This is a genomic window from Marinobacterium iners DSM 11526, assembly GCF_900107855.1.
Classification (GTDB): Bacteria; Pseudomonadota; Gammaproteobacteria; order Pseudomonadales; family Balneatricaceae; genus Marinobacterium; species Marinobacterium iners.
In genome coordinates, this window is the sequence record NZ_FNRJ01000001.1 from 522711 (window position 1) to 540398 (window position 17688).

At 53.6% G+C, this 17688-nt stretch carries 17 protein-coding genes and 1 tRNA gene; 15 read left to right on the forward strand and 3 right to left on the reverse strand.

The features are described 5' to 3' along the window. Positions 1 to 11 precede the first annotated feature (11 nt). The gene (locus BLV48_RS02520) at positions 12 to 950 is read right to left on the reverse strand and encodes a chemotaxis protein CheV (RefSeq protein ID WP_091822560.1); all 939 of its coding nucleotides are present in this window, start codon (positions 948 to 950) and stop codon (positions 12 to 14) included. Positions 951 to 1015: 65 nt separating this feature from the next. Between BLV48_RS02520 and flgA the strand changes: the two genes are divergently transcribed. The 8 genes from flgA to BLV48_RS02560 all read left to right on the forward strand — a co-directional run bounded on the left by flgA (position 1016) and on the right by BLV48_RS02560 (position 7583). Next, positions 1016 to 1720 (forward strand): flagellar basal body P-ring formation chaperone FlgA, encoded by a 705-nt coding sequence (flgA, locus tag BLV48_RS02525; protein WP_091822563.1) that lies wholly within the window; start codon positions 1016 to 1018, stop codon positions 1718 to 1720. Between the two features lie 126 nt (positions 1721 to 1846). Continuing rightward, entirely contained in the window at positions 1847 to 2167 is a 321-nt protein-coding gene (gene flgM, locus BLV48_RS02530) for a flagellar biosynthesis anti-sigma factor FlgM (protein WP_091822566.1), read from the forward strand. A gap of 6 nt (positions 2168 to 2173) precedes the next feature. Next, positions 2174 to 2671: a flagella synthesis protein FlgN gene (locus BLV48_RS02535; protein ID WP_091822568.1), complete on the forward strand. Its 498-nt coding sequence runs from the start codon at positions 2174 to 2176 to the stop codon at positions 2669 to 2671. 41 nt (positions 2672 to 2712) lie between these two features. Continuing rightward, positions 2713 to 2789, forward strand: a tRNA-Arg gene (locus BLV48_RS02540). A gap of 524 nt (positions 2790 to 3313) precedes the next feature. Continuing rightward, the gene (locus BLV48_RS02545; RefSeq protein ID WP_091822571.1) at positions 3314 to 4306 is read left to right on the forward strand and encodes a helix-turn-helix transcriptional regulator; all 993 of its coding nucleotides are present in this window, start codon (positions 3314 to 3316) and stop codon (positions 4304 to 4306) included. A 94-nt stretch (positions 4307 to 4400) separates the two neighbouring features. Then, positions 4401 to 5291, forward strand: coding sequence for a transporter (locus tag BLV48_RS02550; protein ID WP_091822574.1), 891 nt, complete (start codon positions 4401 to 4403; stop codon positions 5289 to 5291). An 11-nt stretch (positions 5292 to 5302) separates the two neighbouring features. Continuing rightward, positions 5303 to 6475, forward strand: coding sequence for an MFS transporter (locus BLV48_RS02555; protein ID WP_091822577.1), 1173 nt, complete (start codon positions 5303 to 5305; stop codon positions 6473 to 6475). Continuing rightward, entirely contained in the window at positions 6468 to 7583 is a 1116-nt protein-coding gene (locus tag BLV48_RS02560) for a class II histone deacetylase (RefSeq protein WP_091822580.1), read from the forward strand. The genes BLV48_RS02555 and BLV48_RS02560 overlap by 8 nt, the downstream gene beginning before the upstream one ends. A gap of 348 nt (positions 7584 to 7931) precedes the next feature. Here BLV48_RS02560 and BLV48_RS02565 read toward each other — a convergent pair whose 3' ends face one another. Then, positions 7932 to 8792 carry a helix-turn-helix domain-containing protein gene (locus BLV48_RS02565; RefSeq protein ID WP_254774950.1) on the reverse strand — a complete coding sequence of 287 codons (861 nt, stop codon included), beginning with the start codon at positions 8790 to 8792 and terminating at the stop codon, positions 7932 to 7934. 222 nt (positions 8793 to 9014) lie between these two features. Here BLV48_RS02565 and BLV48_RS02570 point away from each other — a divergent pair, with 222 nt between their 5' ends. The 7 genes from BLV48_RS02570 to BLV48_RS02600 all read left to right on the forward strand — a co-directional run bounded on the left by BLV48_RS02570 (position 9015) and on the right by BLV48_RS02600 (position 15723). Further along, the gene (locus BLV48_RS02570) at positions 9015 to 10154 is read left to right on the forward strand and encodes an ornithine cyclodeaminase family protein (RefSeq protein WP_091822893.1); all 1140 of its coding nucleotides are present in this window, start codon (positions 9015 to 9017) and stop codon (positions 10152 to 10154) included. A gap of 82 nt (positions 10155 to 10236) precedes the next feature. Next, positions 10237 to 10659, forward strand: a complete 423-nt coding sequence (locus BLV48_RS02575) for a RidA family protein (RefSeq protein WP_091822583.1) — start codon at positions 10237 to 10239, stop codon at positions 10657 to 10659. A gap of 48 nt (positions 10660 to 10707) precedes the next feature. Continuing rightward, entirely contained in the window at positions 10708 to 12000 is a 1293-nt protein-coding gene (locus tag BLV48_RS02580) for an NAD(P)/FAD-dependent oxidoreductase (RefSeq protein WP_091822587.1), read from the forward strand. A gap of 110 nt (positions 12001 to 12110) precedes the next feature. Beyond that, positions 12111 to 12596, forward strand: a complete 486-nt coding sequence (locus BLV48_RS02585; RefSeq protein ID WP_091822590.1) for a universal stress protein — start codon at positions 12111 to 12113, stop codon at positions 12594 to 12596. Positions 12597 to 12637: 41 nt separating this feature from the next. Beyond that, a complete protein-coding gene (locus BLV48_RS02590) occupies positions 12638 to 13585 on the forward strand; it encodes a tripartite tricarboxylate transporter substrate binding protein (protein ID WP_091822593.1) in 948 nt (315 codons plus the stop codon). A 90-nt stretch (positions 13586 to 13675) separates the two neighbouring features. Further along, a complete protein-coding gene (locus BLV48_RS02595) occupies positions 13676 to 14221 on the forward strand; it encodes a hypothetical protein (protein ID WP_091822597.1) in 546 nt (181 codons plus the stop codon). 14 nt (positions 14222 to 14235) lie between these two features. Continuing rightward, complete coding sequence (locus BLV48_RS02600; protein ID WP_091822600.1) at positions 14236 to 15723, forward strand: tripartite tricarboxylate transporter permease; 1488 nt, start codon at positions 14236 to 14238, stop codon at positions 15721 to 15723. 538 nt (positions 15724 to 16261) lie between these two features. Here the strand turns inward: BLV48_RS02600 and BLV48_RS02605 are convergent. Then, on the reverse strand, positions 16262 to 17677 hold the full coding sequence (locus tag BLV48_RS02605; RefSeq protein ID WP_091822603.1) for a diguanylate cyclase: 1416 nt from the start codon (positions 17675 to 17677) through the stop codon (positions 16262 to 16264). Positions 17678 to 17688: the final 11 nt, after the last annotated feature.

Genomic DNA, 17688 nt, shown 5'->3' on the forward strand with positions numbered 1-17688 from the left:
GACGCTCCCCGTCAGCCTTGTTCGATCTGGCGGATACGGTTGACTACCACTCCGGCCAGATCGTTCGGGTTGAATTTGGCCAGGAATCCGTCGGCCCCTACCTTTTTCACCATCGATACATTGAAACCGCCGCTCAGTGAAGTGTGCAGCACCACATGCAGTTTAGACATACGCTGGTCTTCACGGATCATAGAGGTCAGGGTGTAGCCGTCCATTTCAGGCATTTCGATATCAGAAATCACCATCAGGAAAAAGCTTTCAACATCCACCCCTTTTTCGACCAACCCTTTCAACAGATCAAGTGCCTGACGCCCATTGTTGGCAATCGAAACTTTCACGCCAAGGTCTTCCAGGCTGCGCTGCATCTGATTGCGCGCCACGGCCGAGTCATCGACGATCAGAACGTGGCGCTGGCGTGCGCGGGCGCGATCATCCTGAGTCGCTACTTCATCGCTGACATCAGTGGACATCGGGTACAGGTCCGCGAGGATCTGTTCTACATCCAGAATCTCAACCAGCTTACCTTCGTACTCGAAAACAGCCGTCAGGTAATTCTCGTTACCGATCTCTTTCGGCGGGGCCATGATCTGGTCCCACTGAGTATTCAGGATACGGTCAACCTTGCGCACCATGAAGGCAAGCGTACGGCGGTTATACTCGGCCACAATCAGGAAGGTTTTGGGCAGATCCTCTTCCGGGATCGGCCTGCGACCAATCGCTTCAGACAGATCAAGTACCGGGATGGTTTCGCCGCGGATATGCGCCATCCCCTTGATTGCACTGGTCTGGCGCGGCACTTCAGTCAGATCCGGACACTGCAGCACTTCTCGTACCTTGAATACGTTAATGCCGTAGCGCTGATTGGTTTCCAGCCCGAAAAGCAACAGTTCAAGACGGTTCTGACCGACCATCTGCGTGCGCAGGTTTACAGTATCCAGGATCCCTGACATGATTTAACCAACCCCGAGGTCGCTAACAATGAGTTTCGCCCGGCTTCGAAAGCCAGGACACCCGCGTGAATAATATCAATTTAACACCAGTTGCCACTGTTTTTGCCATAGTCTGCATCCTGATGCTGCCTTTTTCGGCCTATGCAGATGATACCGCAGCACGGATCAACTTGCAGGTGACTGAAGCCATTAAACAACACTTGTTGTCTAAAGTACCAGACAGCCGGGTCGAGGTCAGCCTGAACCCGGTCAATCAGCACCTGCAACTCGCACCCTGTGAAGCTCCCGTTCATGTAACACTGCCCTTCCACAGTGGTGAGCGCATCACCGCAAAAGCCAGTTGCAGCACTCCACGCTGGAGCCTTTTTGTCACCGGCCGAGTGAAGCAGTATAAAGCGATTGTGGTCGCTGCAACGCCAATCGTCAAAGGCAGCCGTATAAGCGCCGGAAAATTGCAGCTGCGGGAGCGCGATATTGCCAGTTTGTCAGGTGATTATTTTTATCGTCAGCAGGATGTCGTCGGAAGTCAGGCCCGCATCAGTATCAGCGCCGACACTCCGATCACCCCCCGCATGCTGACTCAGGCAAACGCCGTCAGCCGAGGCGATCTGGTGATAATCGAGGCATCCCGAGGCGGCGCTGTCATCCGTACCGAAGGAACTGCACGTGAAGACGGACGTATTGGCGACATAATCGATGTCATCAACAATCGCTCAGAGCGACAAATCCGTGCACGTGTAGAAGGCGGCGGTTTGGTTCGCGTTCCATGATCACCGGTTAGCAGCCGCTGGCCTGTTCCGCTATACTGCCGATTAGTTCACTAATGTAAAAAACCTTAAAGTTTTACTCAGGGCGACCGATACCCTTGCATAGAACTGATTGCGAGGTAATTTAAAATGGCTATCGATTTTCCCGGCCTGTCTCCCGCCCAGTCGGCAGGCAACCGAGGTAAAGTCAGTGAGCAGCAGACCCAGGCCACCGGCAACAACACCGGAAACAAGCCTGCAGACAATACACCTGCTCGGAGCGACGACACTGTACGTATCAGTGATACAGCGCAAGCGCTGCAGCGCTCTGTGGGCGAAAACAGCGGAAACGCAGATGTGGACAGCAACCGTGTCGCTCAGATCAAGGCAGCCATCGAAGATGGCTCCTACAAGATCGATAATGAGCGTATCGCCGACCGTATGCTGCAGCTTGACAGTTTACTCGGCTGATAACTGATGACAGGCCAGCCCGTCAAGGATATCAGTATCCAGTTTGGCGCCCTGATCGACCAAGGCACTGCACTATTGTCACAGCTGCAGATACTGCTCGACACAGAACTCTCTGCGCTTGAGACGCGCGATCTTGAACAGCTCAAACAAAGCAACCAGCAGAAACAGGAATGCCTGCTGGGACTTGATCGCAACATTCGTGAGCGCAACGATCTGCTGACAAAGCTTCAGGTTGAAACCAACCGCGATGCTGTCATTGTCTTCATCCGTACCCTGCCCGCACCCGCCAGCGAACTGCTGGAGCAGGCATGGCAGCGCCTGGAACAGTCACTGGAACAGGTACGCGTGCTGAATCAGCGCAACGAGCAGACGTTGGTACGCAGTAAACAAAATACTGACCAACTGCTGGCATTACTGCAGGGGCATGCCCAAGGCAACTCCATTTATGACCAGAAAGGTGACAAGGGCCGCTACGAAGGTCAACGCAGGCTGGGTAAAGCCTAGAAAATTTGGACTGCTGGCGGTAGAATCCACAGCCTTGAAATGCCTCAGTAGCTCAGTTGTATAGAGCAGCCCCCTCCTAAGGGGCAGGTCGCAGGTTAGAGTCCTGCCTGGGGCACCAGTTAAATCAATACATTACACAGTTAACACTCCTTCAACTTCTTTCAGAACACGTCAAAAACGCCAAACAGCCCACCACCTAGCACATGCTTAATTTTTAAGCTGCAACTCTCGACGCTTTACATAGTTATATTTACAGGCTCGTCAAATCTGGTGTTCGACCATCAGACTGTGTTTCTGGCTAATTGGTCTTGTACTTACTTGCCGTTCTGTAACCTCACGCTTTTGTCCACGAGAGTCAGAAGTTACTCCGTTCTTCGCGCAGGCTTGTCATAGAACGGAGTACTTCTATTCGAAGCGTAACAAAACCCGCTCAAAGTTTTGTGCGCCTTGCCCCACTTCTTGTCCATCCATATCTCATGCAATACTACTTTCAACTTTGACTAAACTAACTTCGGCAATGCGCTGAGGATAATAACTGCAAAGCCTCCCATGCATTTGCAGGGTATTGCCAACGCTTTAAAACGGCTAGCCTGAGATAGAGCTCACGCCCACAAAGAAAAAAACATAAAAGAGGCCAGCCCAATGCCAACCCACACCCGCATCGACAATGCCGAGCTGCTGAATCAATTCAGCCATACATTGCTGGAACTTTACCGTTTGGCCCGTGAGGAACCGCTGGAGCGTTTTCTGCAAACGATGCTGGAATGTATCCAGCCCCTTATCCCTTTTCAGTCAGCTTGGTGGGGGCGCGGCACACCCTCATTTGACGAGCCTGAGTTACTGCAAAGCTTCTTTTTACTGGGTTTACCGGCCAGCTATTTTGAAGATTGGAAAAGCATTCGCAAACAAGACGACACCGTTGAGCGCGTATTCAAGGAACCTGGCAAGCCCGTTGTATTGACTATGGACCAGCCTGACATCTCTGAGGGCCTCAAGTGGCTGGCACACAAGTACGCTTTTTCAGAACTGATATGTACCATTTCCCGTGACGAGATCACCGGCTTTATCAATCACTTGAGCCTCTACCGTGGCAGTAATGCCCCTGCCTTTTCTGCAATAGAGCTGACCTTGATGCAATCGTTGATGCCCCACCTGTTATCAGCGGCATCTATTAACCAGATCCGTAACACTAATGTTTTCATGGAGTCCAATACAGAAAACCCCATGTCGCTTGCCGTTTCAGACACCAACGGCGTACTGCAGAGTTCGGAGCCTGGATTAGTCGACTTGTTGCTCACCGAGTGGCCTGACTGGCGCGGCCCCCAACTGCCGTTTACGCCAACCCCTAAGGGCTACCAAGGCCAAGCACTTGCCATTGATTGCCAGGCACGTGGCCAAAATTTCCTCTTGATTGCGCGCCCGCTATTCCCGATCGAGCAGCTTTCAGCTCGGGAGCAGGATGTCGCCGTACGCTTTGGCCAAGGCCGTACCTATAAAGAGATTGCCCGTGAAATCGGTATTTCCCCCAATACCGTTCGCTACTATCTGCGCTCCATCTACATGAAGCTGAACATCAACAGCAAAGCCGACATTAGCCGCCTGTTACACGACCTGCCCAACAGCAAACCCATATAAACCGCTAACCCAACCCGCAACACCCCACTTTTTAACTATCAGGTTTGATCTGAGGCCTCCACTCGCCCTGATAACAACCCAGGAAAACAAAACAATGAAAACAAAAAGAGACTTGCTGAAAAAAAGCCTGATCGGTGCCACTCTAGCAGCCACCCTACCTTTGAGTATGGGTGTGCAGGCCGCCGATACCAACGCCAAGGACTTTTACAGTGCTCCATCGGGCACTCAGCTGGGCGTTCTGTACCTGCCCATCACACAAGCCAGCCAGTACGACTCAGAAACAGGGACCTTCAAGGATGCTGAACTGAATGTGAAGGCGATGGCATATCGTCACATCTGGTTTACCGATATCTGCGGCACCCTATGTACACCTCAGGTCATCCTGTCCGGTGCTCGCATCAAGGCGAAATTGCCCGGCGCTACCGAAAGCATGAGTGATTCTGGCTTGGGTGATGCCCAGATCGGCGGCACCCTGTTCCTGTTGAATAATCCGGAGCAGCGTGAGTACAGCGGTTTTTTGTCACTCCTGACTGTGCCAATTGGCGACTACGACAGTAATACTGCGGATGTATCCGCTGGCGCCAACCGTTGGGGGGCCACTTTTCTACTCAACTACACCCGCGGTATCAGCGACAAGTGGACACTGGAAGGCTCTCTTGAAGCCCAGCTTTACGGTGATAACGACGATTACTACGGTCAAACTCTTTCCCAAGACCCGCTTTACCGCCTGCAGGCTTTTGCCTCCTACGACTTTACTCCCTCCACCTATGGCGCTTTGCGGCTTTACCACGCTCAGGGTGGCGAGCTGGAGATCAATGGCAACAGAGTCGACAACTCACGCCAGGAATATACCCAGGTGGGATTTGAAGTCGGTCACTGGTTCGATGGCCGCAATCAGGTGATGTTCACCTATGCGGACAACGTCGACTCTGAAAACACCTTCGACAGCAGCCAGCTCATGCTGCGATTCGCCCACGTCTACTAGGAGGCACTGAGATGACAAACGTTCATACCTCCACAGACAACCGCAAGACCATTTTGGCACTGACCCTGATAGCAGCAGTCGCCCCTGCACTGCTGATGATGGCTCCTGTCGTGGCTGGACAGTTGGGTGTCGAATTACATCTGGGTCCGGCTGCCATCGGCTCGCTGTTCACTGCTGAATTAGGCGCCATGAGCCTCGCCAGCTTACCCGCCTATTATTGGCTTTCCCGCGTTAACTGGCGTTTGGCCGGCACGCTGGCTGCATCGGTCTTCATTTTGGCGAATCTTGGCTCAATGCTGGCCGATTCGGCCTCTACGTTGATACCTTTACGTATTCTCAGTGGTCTCGGGGGCGGCTCCCTGATGATTCTGTGCATGGGTACAGCCTCCATGCTGCCCAAACCTGACCGAATCTATGGTTGCTGGGTGATGGGACAGCTGGTACTCGGAGCCCTTGGCCTGACCCTGCTGCCCAGCCTGTTTGCCCACTATGGGCTTGCTGTCTTCTTTGCCGTGCTCGCGGTACTGATGCTGCTGTGCCTGCCGCTGATTCGCTACCTGCCCGCCAACAAGCAGCAGAGTGCTTCCACGGCGAAAGCGGAAACAACAGCGCGCCTGTCCCTGCCTGCACTGGTGGGCCTGCTTGCAGTCCTGCTGTTCTATATCAGCCTGAATGGCGTCTGGACATTCCTTGGGGCCTTGGCAGAAAGCATCAATATCGACGCACAAGTGAGTGGCAATGTGCTGGCAATGGCCTCACTGCTGGGCATAGCTGGCGCCCTCAGCGCCACGCTTCTGGGTGGTCGCAAGCGCTTTCGTTTGCTGCTGGTTGGCGGTTATGCCGTGATGATCGCCGGCATTCTGCTGTTGACCGGCTCGCCGGACGAAACGCGCTTCACTCTGGCGGCACTGGGCTTCAAATATGCCTGGACCTTCGCCCTGCCCTTCATATTGGCCAGCCTCGCCAGCATCGACCGCAATGGACAGCTGATGAGCCTGGTCAATCTGGTGATTGGCGGCGGCCTGGCGCTGGGCCCTCTTGTCGCCGGCCGCATGATTGAAGAGCTGCACGGATTTCAGGCCGTGTTACTAGGCTCAGCCCTGATGGCCTTCCTTTCCCTTGTACTGATTCTGCTACTGCAAAGTAAAACCGAACAAACCCTTGGAGAACCTGAACATGTCTAACACAGCCTTTCTGTTTGATGAGCACTGCTTCTGGCACTCAGCCGGCAGCCATGTGGAAATTCTGCCGGTCGGTGGCTGGATTCAGCCGCCTTCTGCAGCAGGTCATGCCGAATCACCAGAAACCAAGCGTCGCCTGAAAAACTTGCTGGATGTGTCCGGCCTGAGCCAGTCACTTCAGGTTTCCAGTGCGCCAGCTGCTACTTTGGACGATTTGCTGCGCGTCCATCCCCAGACTTACCTGGAACATTTCAAGACATTGAGCGACAACGGCGGCGGCCCTTTTGGTGACAACGCCCCTGTTGGCCCCGGTACTTTTGAAATCGCACTTAAGTCCGCAGGTCTTGTGTGCGCTGCCGTTGAAAAAGTGATGCGAGGTGAAGCCGATAACGCCTATGCTTTATCCCGTCCACCTGGCCATCATTGCCTGCCGGATCAGGCCATGGGCTTCTGCTTCCTGGCCAATATCCCGGTGGCCATTGAACGGGCAAAAGCGATGTTCAACCTGGAGCGTGTTGCTGTCATCGACTGGGATGTCCATCACGGTAACGGTACCCAGGCGGTCTTCTATGATCGCCCGGATGTTTTGAGCATTTCCCTGCATCAGGCAAATTGCTTCCCACCGGGATACTCAGGTGCTGAGGATCGTGGTGAAGGGGCCGGCGAAGGCTGTAATCTGAATATTCCGCTCATGCCCGGCAGTGGCCATGACGCCTACATGTTCGCTTTTGACGAATTGGTCGCCCCGGCCTTACGCCAGTACAAACCCCAGTTGATCATCGTGGCCTGTGGCTACGATGCCAACGGTATTGACCCGCTTGCACGCATGCTCGCTTACAGCGATACCTTCCGCCAAATGACCGAAAGGACCAAGGCCCTGGCCGAAGAGCTGTGTGACGGGCGTTTGGTTTTGGCTCACGAGGGTGGGTATTCCGAAGGTTATGTTCCCTTCTGTGGCTTGGCGACCATCGAAGCACTGTCCGGGGTTCGCACAGAAGTGGAAGACCCTCTACTGGATCTCATTAAGCTGCAGCAGCCCAAAGGGGCTCAGCCCGAGTTGCAGTACAGCTTGTTGGAAAAGCAGGCCAAGTCCTTAGGCTTTAAAGACTGACGATAACGCACCTCCCACCGGCATTTTCCCCGGTTTGGTGGGAGGTGCAGCCACATTTTCAACGACTGTTTTCAGTGCCGCTTCGGTCATGGATCAACCGAGCGAAACGTTCATTATGCTGAGTCTGCTCTGTGGAAATCAGGGGCTAATGATAGGTTCGTTTATGACTGAAACATGAAGACAAAAAAACCAACGACCTGCCGGAGTTGATCAACAGGCACTAATTTAACTGGGGCAAGGCAACAGTAGGTCAGTCATAAGAATCAGCCCACCCTATCTGTACAAGGCAGCCTACCCAAAAAAACGCACCGTATGGGGGCAAATATTTGTTCCGCGCCTCGTTTTAGCTCACGCGTAACGAATCCGTTGCAAGTACGCGCTCTGCTTAACCTGACGTTGGTAGTTAACCGGAGTGGCCGAGACGAATTTTTTGAACTCGCGCAGAAAGTGTGGTTGATCACTGAAGCCGAGATCACAGGCCAGCTCAGAAAAAACGACACTGCTCTGGTGGTTGATCTCATGCACAGCGGACTGGCAGCGTACAATCCGACTGAATGTTTTCGGTGACATTCCCATATCACTTTGAAACTGTCTCTGCAGGGTCCGGCAGGTATAGCCGGTGATCTTTTCCAGCTGTTTAATGCGCAGATCGCCCTTTGCGTCGCATATGGCCCGGACGGCCTCCAACGTTAACACTGACAGTGTACGGGGGGCTTTCCCCGAATGAAACCGCCCGAAAAGCCTCACCTGACCCTCAAAGCAGTTCTCTGTAACGATTTGGGAAAATACAGACTCAATTCGAGGAGCAATATCAAGTAAATTCAGTTCACAATTCACCAGTTCATCCGCAGAGACGCTCAGAAATCCGGGAATCACGCCTAACTCGTAACGTACACCAAAGTAACGGTGGCCATGCTTCAGGCCTGCACTGCGTGCCTCCAACGTAGAACCGCAAACCTTGGCTTTCGGGTTGGTCTGATCGCAGTCAAAGAGAATATCGATACAGCCGTCGGGTATTGCGAATGTCGAGCCACCGGAGAGGTCTGCCTCAAACGCATAACAGTGAGAGACGACGGGATCGTCACTGACGGCGAGGTCATAGTGTTTTGCTGAGTTCAGTACAAACCAAGGCTGCTCAACATGAGCATACGCCATTCTGTTACCAAACGAAGCATTACGATTGCTACCATTGGAAACACTTAACATCATAAGTACCACTCAGAATGCAGGTTCCAATATCTGAGCAAGAATCATTCCACTCTATCTTGCGTCTTGTTTTTTCGCATGTCGTAAAAATTCAATACGACTATCACCCTCCCCGCTAGCATCGAAAGAAATGGCTGCCGGGAACAAGGAAATTCTGAAGTTCGAAGAAACAAATCGACATTTTCTTTACTTCGGCAGCAGCACCACATGATTACAGGTGATGTTATGTCTGAAACAACAAGAATCGATTTTATTTACCTGTCCGAGCCGGACATGATAAAAGCAGGCGTTACCGATATGTCTGCTTGCGTAGATACGATGGAAGAGATGTTCGTGCTGCTTCACAAGGGCGACTATCGCATGGCCGGGCCCAACAGTGACTCTCATGGCGCCATGATCACTTTCCCTGAGGAATCCCCCTTTCCGACCATGCCCAAACCCACTGCCGATCGTCGCCTCATGGCCATGCCCGCCTACCTGGGCGGTGACTTTCAGACCTGCGGTGTGAAGTGGTATGGCTCCAATATCGCCAACCGCGAGAAAGGCCTGCCTCGCTCCATCCTGATGTTCATCCTCAACGACATCGACACTGGTGCCCCTCTGGCCTACATGTCCGCCAACCTGCTGTCTGCCTACCGTACCGGTGCGATTCCGGGCGTTGGCGCGCGTTACCTGGCGCGCAAGGACGCCAAGGTCATCGGACTGCTGGGCCCTGGTGTAATGGGTAAAACCTCTGTGGCTTCGTTCATGGCCGCGCGCCCGAGCATCGACACCATCAAGATAAAAGGTCGTGGCAAGGCGAATCTGGAAAGCTTCCTAGCCTGGATCAAGGAAGAATATCCGCAAATCACCAACGTTGAGGTAGTCAACGCCGACGAAGACGTGGTTCGCGATTCCGACATTGTTACTTACTGTAACTCCGGCGAAGTCGGCGATCCTTCCAAATACCCGATCGTCAAGCGCGAATGGGTCAAGCCCGGTGCCTATCTGGCCATGCCCGCCAGCTGCATGCTGGATGACGGCATGAGCGGTGAAGGCGTACGCAAGGTGATGGACAGCATCGGCCTGTACGAAGCTTGGTATGAAGAGGTACCCAAGCCGGCACACAATGTCATCCCGCTGATTGGCATGCGTTTCATGGACATGATCGAAGACGGCCTGATGTCCAAGGACGAACTGGAAGACTTGGGTGCCATCGTGGCCGGTGACTCCCCCCCCCGTCAGAACGACGAGGAAATCATCATCATGTCCGTTGGCGGCATGCCGGTGGAAGACGTGGCCTGGGCTACCAAGATCTACCGTAATGCACTCGATAAGGGTATCGGCGTCAAGCTGAACCTCTGGGACACACCGGCGCTGCGCTAAGCACACCCAATACTTGTCGGGCCGGTCACACACAGTAAAACCGACCCACTGACTGACTCAGTTTTATACAGGACCAACTCCCATGACCAAGATCGTCAAAGTCAAAACCGGCTCCAAGTTCGAAGAGATCGCCAGCTACTCCCGTGTGGTTGCCGTAGACAACCTGATTCACGTGTCCAACACCGCCGGTCGCAACCCGGACACCCAGGAGATCCCGGAAGACGTAATCGAGCAGACCGAGCAGGTATTCAAGAACATTGAACGCGCTCTGGCGGCCGTGGATTCATCTCTGGCGGACGTTGTCATGTCCCGCGTGTTTATCCAGAACCCGGAAGATACACCGGCAGTCATGGAATTCATCGGCACCAAGTTCCGTGGCGTGAACCCAGCGACCACCGTGACTTGCCCTCCGCTGGGCTCCACCGTGTACAAGGTTGAACTGGAAGTGACTGCTTATCGTGGCGCCTCCCAGGCCGACGTCGAAGAGATCACCATCGCTCAGTAACGCCCTTCGGGGCCTCGGCCCCGTCGTGCCGGCAACAGGACAACTGTTATGACCAAAGCACTGGAACGCATCGCCACATCAGACGAACTGCCGTCTTCTGCCAGTGTGGTAATCATTGGTGGCGGTATCGTAGGAGTATCGGCCGCCCTGGCACTGGTCGAGCGCAACATCTCCGTGGTACTGCTGGAGAAAGGCCACATCGCCGGCGAGCAGTCCTCCCGCAACCTGGGCTGGATCCGCAAAACCAGCCGTCATGCGGCCGATGTTCCCATGGCACAAGCCGCCGACCGGCTGTGGCAACAGATGCCCGAACGCGTGGGCCGTACTGTCGGCTACCGTCAGGCCGGCATCATGTTCCTGGCCAAGACCGAAGAGCAGATGGCGATGTACGAAGACTGGCACACGTCCGTCGCCCCCCTGTCACTGGATTCAAAACTGCTCAACGTGGCAGATATCAATCGCCTGGCGCCCGACGGCCAAGGCCAGTGGGTTGGGGGCATACATACCCCCTCCGATGGCTATGCCGAACCCGCCATCGCCACCAGTGCTATGGCCGAAGCAGCCATGAAAAAAAGGGCGACCCTGATTCAGCACTGCGCCGTACGTACCCTGTCCCTGGAAGCGGGCAAGGTCGCCGGTGTCGTCACCGAGAAAGGCGAAATCCGTTGCGAGCAGGTTCTGCTGGCCGGCGGCGCTTGGTCACGCCGTTTCCTGGGCAATCTGGGTGTAGCCCTGCCCACGCTGCCACTGATCTGCTCGGTGCTGCGTACTCAGCCGATGGAAGGCCCTACCGATACCGCGGTAGGCGGTCCGAACTTTTCTTTCCGCAAACACCAGGATGGCGGCTACATCATTACCCAGCGCGGCAAACTGGATGCGCCGGTAACACTGGATCATCTGCTGATCGGTCACCGCTATCTGGATCAGCTGCGCACTCAGCGCAGTTTCCTGAAGATCGGTTTCGGCAAGGCCTTTTTCAAGGATCTGACCATGAAGCGTCGCTGGAACGCCGATTCGACGACGCCATTCGAGCAGGTGCGCACCAACGATCCGGCACCCAACATGGGCCTGAATCAGGACGCACTGAACAACCTTAAAGCAGCCTGGCCGGCGTTTGAGGAGGCCCGAATTGAGGAAGCTTGGGCGGGTTTGCTCGACGTAACCCCGGACTCCAATCCGGTGATCGACCGTATCGAAGCCATTCCGGGCTTGGTAATTGCTACTGGTTTTTCGGGGCATGGCTTTGGTACAGGCCCGGCTGCTGGTCAGTTGGCTGCGGACCTTTTGGCTCAGGTCGAGCCAATTGTTGACCCAAGACCTTACCGCTTTGCGCGACTGTGAGCTCTTACTTGCGCTTGATACTACCGGGAAAAGCAACATCAGCCCTATGGTTGGTACCTTAATTGTTCTGTAATCAATCACATTGCGATTTATCAAGAGGGCACAACATCATGCTGCCGAAAGTAAGGACCATCATCTATGCATCGGACATTGCAGAAGGCAGCCGCCCTGTGTTTCGTATGGCAGTGGAAGAAGCCGTTGCGCACGGTGCACATATTATTTTCCTCCATGCCATAGAGCCACTGGTCGCAGAGACCGATGAGATGGTGCGCGACTACCTGTTGTCCAAAGCCCAGCTGAAGCATACCGGCCAATTAATGGATCAATACCGGCTCAAGATAGAGCAGCGAATTGACGGCTTTCTGGAAAGTGAAATACCCGATGATGCCAGACTAAGCCATCCACCCCAGATCGAGGTAAGAATCGGAAAACCAGACAGCGTCATCGTCAAGGTTGCGCAGGAGCAAAACGCCGACCTGATCGTGATGGGAGACCGTGGTGGCTCTGCTGCATCGCGCATCTTCCTGGGCTCCACAACACAGAAAGTGATTCAACAAACCTCCACTCCGGTGCTGATCGTCCCCTTGAGGGGGTAGCCCGGCGGATCTGAAAACCTTGCCAATTACGAGGGAACACCATGAAAAAGCTAACAAAAATCCTGTCCATCGCTACACTGGCCATCTCACCTATCCTTGCCAGCGCCCCAGCAATCGCTGAGTACCCTGAACGGCCGGTCAAGTTTATTGTGCCCTGGCCTCCTGGCGACCTTGAAGACATTATCACCCGAATGATTGCCGAGGAGATGACCAAACAAACCGGCACGCCTGCTTCCGTCATCAACAAACCAGGCGGTGGTGGCATCGTTGGCGCATTGGACGTTGCACAGGCACGACCTGATGGTCAGACCATAGGCTCCTTTGTTGCTGACATTCTGACCACGCATATCCATTCGGGTAATGCACCCTACGACCAAACTACCTTTGAGCCGGTAGGCATTTTCCTGGATTACCCGTTCGTCATTGCGACAAAAGCAGATGCTCCCTACAACAACTTGGAGGAATTGGCGAAGTACTCCCAGGCGAACGACGTCTCTCTGGGGCATTTCGGTTATCAGGCACTGCCGACCGCACTCACGTTCAAAGCAGCCAAGCAGGAAGGTATTCGTATCGCCTCCGACTCAGCCTTCGATGAAAACAACTGCTCAACACTGGCTACTGGCGACGCTGACATCATCAATACCACGACTCAGCTTATTCTGTCCTGCCTGAAGTCCGGAGAGGTCAAACTTCTGACTTCCATTACGCAAGAGCGTTTAAGCATCGCCCCCGAAGTTGCCACTCTGGCCGAACAAACAGGGATTACCCAGACGCTATGGAACGGCCTGTTCGTGAAAAAAGGTACGCCTACTGAAGTGAAAGAGAAAGTGGCTGAAATCGCTCAGGCTGCACTTAAATCTGACCGTATTAAAGGTTTGAGCAACACTACTGGGGCTGGTATCTACTGGATTGGTGATAGTGCCGCAGAAGAGATGATAGCCAAGGATTTCGAAAGCTCCAAAGAATTGCTTGAGTTCATGAACAAGTAATCCCTGATGGAAACGGCAGGCCCCCTTTAGGCCGTTTCCTGCTCTCTTCGTCTTTACGACCAACATTGATTAGCCGCAAGAGTGATTGCCGTGTCAAACGAAACTGCTGTCAAAGCCGATATCTATTGGATTCTGCTCATCGCATCGATAGTACTGCTGGTACTGATGCCCGAACAGGCCCCGTGGGTGGAAACCAAACGTGGGTGGTATACACAGCCCATGATGGGGGCATTGCTGGGTCTGAGCATCATGGCTGTTTTCTCAGCATATCGCGTGATTCAACTCACCTGCGGCAACGGTAACAAGTGGCGCAGCACGGTGTTCCAGCAAAACCCTATCGAAAGTCTGGTATACATGCTGGACAGCTATCGCACCGCCCTGATTTCTTCCGTACTGTTTTATCTGTATATCAAGTCACTGCCCATTATTGGTTTCGTGCCTGCCACGTTCATTTTTGTAACCGTACTTCTGTGGCTGTCTCGGCTTTTTAACCGAACTTGGCTTCTTGCGACCATCGGTACCCTGATCGCGCTGGTGCTGATCTTCCGAGTAGCCGTGTCCGTCTGGATGCCAGACGTATGGCTCTATTCACTGCTGCCCGATCACATGGCGGACTTCGCCAATCGCTATCTCTGAGAGGCTAGAACACCATGGATGCAATACTGTTAGGCCTGAATGAAGTCGCCACACTGAATGTCATCATGGCGATCATTATTGGGGCCCTGATCGGCGTCACCATTGGCTCCATTCCCGGACTTGAGCCCGCCGGGGTCATGGCCATTCTACTGCCAATGACTTTTGCCATGGAGCCTCTACCCGGCGTTTCACTGCTGCTGGGTGTCTATGGTGGCGCCTGGTATGGCGGTGCAATACCCGCAATCCTGATGAACACTCCCGGCACCCCGGTAGCCGTGCTGACAACGTACGACGGCTACCCCATGGCTAAGCGCGGAGAAGCCCGCAGAGCACTGTCCATTGCTTACACTTCATCATTCGTCGGTGGTTTGATCAGCGTCTTTTCTCTGATCACGCTGGCGCCGATGCTGTCTCAGATCGCGCGCAAATTCGGTTCAGCCGAATTTGCCATGCTGGCGGCACTGGGGATGATCTTTGTGGTGCTGGCCCACCGCAAACATGTGGTAGAAGCGGCCATGATGCTAGGGTTGGGCATTTTTCTGGGCACTATCGGACTTGATCTGTCTTACAGCACGCAGGTCTACACCTTTGGTCAAAGTTGGCTGCTTTCCGGTATCCCACTTGTGCCTGCCGTTATCGGACTCTTTGCCATGTCGCAGGCATTTATCCTGCTGTCACAGCGTGGTAATGATGCCAGGGAAACAACACTGTCCGGAAGCGGCTTTTTCTCAGGTGTTTTTGACCTGCTCAGACACAAAATTACTGTCATTCGCTCAGCCGCGCTGGGCGTCGTGATGGGACTGTTGCCTGGCGTAGGTGAGTTTGGCTCGCAGTTCTTTTCGTACACGCTGGCACAAAGATTCTCTAAAACACCGGAGAAGTTCGGGGATGGTGCACCTGAGGGGCTGATCGCTTCAGAGACATCCAACAATGCCGTCACCGCATCGGTCATGATTCCTCTACTCGCGTTCGGAATACCTGCCGACGCGCTCATGGCCATGTTGTTGGCTGTGTTCATGGTCCACAACTACATTCCCGGCCCCACCCTGTTTGTTGAGCGTCCGGAATTTATCTCCGGGCTGTATGTTTCGCTTCTGCTGATGAACGTGGTGGTTTTCACCTATCTGACCTTTGCCACCAAGTGGATTGTGAACCTGACACGCATACGTGGACGCTTTATTGGCGCCTTTATTCTAGTGTTGGGTTTTATCGGCAGTTATAGCCAGAACTATCAGTTCAGTGACTGCCTGATTGCGCTCGGCTTTGCCATTTTCGGTTACGTGCTTAAACGTAACGAGATACCTGCCGTGCCTATCATTCTGGGACTGGTGCTTGGCCCACTATTCCTGACCAGAACACAGCAGGCACTGGGTATTGCTGGCGGTGATCTAACCATTTTCCTGCAGAGACCTGTCAGCTTGACGCTTTTCATCATGATTATTCTGTCGATTAGCATCTATGTATGGAGCCAAATACATCAGCGCAGAGCTGAAAGTCAGTAATCGATTTACCAAAGGTCTCACTAAGCTCTAATCCCTTTGGTTTTTGGGGGCCTTGCCCCCTTTTTTCCTGATTTTATTGTAGTGATCAACCAGTCCCGGACAGTACTTTAAGGTTTGCTTCTGTGGCAACAGACGAAATGCCGTCGTTAAATGCGTGAGGTTACTGCCTCCATCAGTACAACGATAAGTCGCGAGGTACAACGAAGTAGTGGTCGAGAGGCGTATCGTGCAGTAAAAGCAGACCGAAGGGTATGGAAGTACGCAAAACGCCCAAAGTCTGGGTTACGAGAATTAGTGAAACGCTTCAGGTCACGGCGTGGAGTGCGCCAGTCCAGGCAGAAGAGCAACCGCGAACCATTATTGTCGATGCGGTCTCGACACCAACCGGTTGCACTCACCGCTTCCTGCTCAAATTCAGGAGAAAAAGCACAGCGTTGTCTGATCATCAAACACCTCGTTTATGGTGGCGATTTTTCAACCTACGCTGGTGTACGGAATCATTGAACACTACATGCCTGGGACACCAGTCTTTTTTACATCAACCAGCTTCTGACGCCCCACCACCCATCGCCACTACCACTCTGTTGCGGCCATTGTTTTTGGCCTGATAAAGTGCATCATCGGCTTTGCGCAACACCCTCTGATAATCGGGGTGACCATCAAAGCAGGCCACACCCACGCTGATGGTGGCTTTCAGCTCTTTGCCATCGTACAGCAGGAAACTTTCCCGCTCGACGCTTTTACGCAGCTTCTCCGCCACAGTCCTGGCACGCGTGGCATCCATATCCACCGCAATGAGTAAGAACTCTTCACCACCCAAGCGGAACAGGTAATCGCCGGAACGGCTGTTGTTCAGCAATATCAACGCCAGCTGTTGCAGGACACTGTCCCCCGCCTGATGCCCATGAATGTCGTTTACTTGCTTGAAGTGATCGATATCAATAGCAAGGACGGCGAAGGCTGTTTTCTGAGTGCGGGATTGGCTAACCTGCTTGCTCAACACTACCGGCATGAACTTCCGGTTCAACAGCCGCGTCAGCACATCTCGACCGGATTCCAATTCATCGTTGCGCTCAAACAAATTGCTGAGGTGAAAGCGTATGCTTTTCACCTTGTCCCGCAGGTCTCGCAACAGGTGTACGCGTGAATCCTGGCTGATGGCGATGGTGTTGCCGCCATCCGATCCGAAAAGCGGCAGCAGCACACTGTCAATCTCTTCCATGGTATCCATCACCGCGCCGGCCTCAGCCGAGCCCTCAAAGGCATGAATACCTTTGTGACGGAACCATAAACCAAAGTCCGACGACTGTATGCGCGGCAGTTCACTCAGTTGAGTACCAACCGCCTGACTGAACATCAACTGATTTTCCCAGTCGAACAGAGCCGCCCTCTGCTGCTCTTTCTCGCTGGCAATATTCTGAGTGATGGCAAAAAGTCGATAGGCCTCTTCAGATCGCGAATTTCGATCGTGTGACAGGGAGTAGGCGTGTCCCATAACTTCCATTGTCAGATCGATGGTATCCGATGCCAGTCGCATCGCCGCATACTGATCTTCATCTGGCAGATTCGGTACTTCATGCAGGAGCTGAACAAAGCGATCCTTGAGGCAACGCGCACCTCTCAGCACCAGGTGAACAGGTATGCCAATGCGAGCATGCACTTCACCGATCTTGCGTTGTTCCGCTATCAATCGCAGCACATCACCTTCAGTGGTCGAGACAAACAGGCCCGCAACCCAACGCTGCATGGATTGACCCAAACGACTTTGTACCTCATCGTTTGACAGAAACTGTGATGCAGCGGGATCACCCAGCATCTCGCGATAAAAGTGCTCTGACAATGAGCTCGCGTGCCGCCGGGAAAAGTCGATGACAAACTGCTGAACCTCTGCGCTGAAGCGTTGATTGATTGCAGTCCACTCTGTACACAATTGCTCGGTCGAAAAGCGAGGCATGATCACTCCAT

Bases quoted from the DNA above. Each gene is read 5' to 3' on its own strand.
- BLV48_RS02520 (WP_091822560.1), bottom strand. From the start codon at position 950: ATGTCAGGGATCCTGGATACTGTAAACCTGCGCACGCAGATGGTCGGT.
- flgM (WP_091822566.1), top strand. From the start codon at position 1,847: ATGGCTATCGATTTTCCCGGCCTGTCTCCCGCCCAGTCGGCAGGCAAC.
- BLV48_RS02535 (WP_091822568.1), top strand. From the start codon at position 2,174: ATGACAGGCCAGCCCGTCAAGGATATCAGTATCCAGTTTGGCGCCCTG.
- BLV48_RS02545 (WP_091822571.1), top strand. From the start codon at position 3,314: ATGCCAACCCACACCCGCATCGACAATGCCGAGCTGCTGAATCAATTC.
- BLV48_RS02550 (WP_091822574.1), top strand. From the start codon at position 4,401: ATGAAAACAAAAAGAGACTTGCTGAAAAAAAGCCTGATCGGTGCCACT.
- BLV48_RS02555 (WP_091822577.1), top strand. From the start codon at position 5,303: ATGACAAACGTTCATACCTCCACAGACAACCGCAAGACCATTTTGGCA.
- BLV48_RS02560 (WP_091822580.1), top strand. From the start codon at position 6,468: ATGTCTAACACAGCCTTTCTGTTTGATGAGCACTGCTTCTGGCACTCA.
- BLV48_RS02565 (WP_254774950.1), bottom strand. From the start codon at position 8,792: ATGATGTTAAGTGTTTCCAATGGTAGCAATCGTAATGCTTCGTTTGGT.
- BLV48_RS02570 (WP_091822893.1), top strand. From the start codon at position 9,015: ATGTCTGAAACAACAAGAATCGATTTTATTTACCTGTCCGAGCCGGAC.
- BLV48_RS02575 (WP_091822583.1), top strand. From the start codon at position 10,237: ATGACCAAGATCGTCAAAGTCAAAACCGGCTCCAAGTTCGAAGAGATC.
- BLV48_RS02580 (WP_091822587.1), top strand. From the start codon at position 10,708: ATGACCAAAGCACTGGAACGCATCGCCACATCAGACGAACTGCCGTCT.
- BLV48_RS02585 (WP_091822590.1), top strand. From the start codon at position 12,111: ATGCTGCCGAAAGTAAGGACCATCATCTATGCATCGGACATTGCAGAA.
- BLV48_RS02590 (WP_091822593.1), top strand. From the start codon at position 12,638: ATGAAAAAGCTAACAAAAATCCTGTCCATCGCTACACTGGCCATCTCA.
- BLV48_RS02600 (WP_091822600.1), top strand. From the start codon at position 14,236: ATGGATGCAATACTGTTAGGCCTGAATGAAGTCGCCACACTGAATGTC.
- BLV48_RS02605 (WP_091822603.1), bottom strand. From the start codon at position 17,677: ATGCCTCGCTTTTCGACCGAGCAATTGTGTACAGAGTGGACTGCAATC.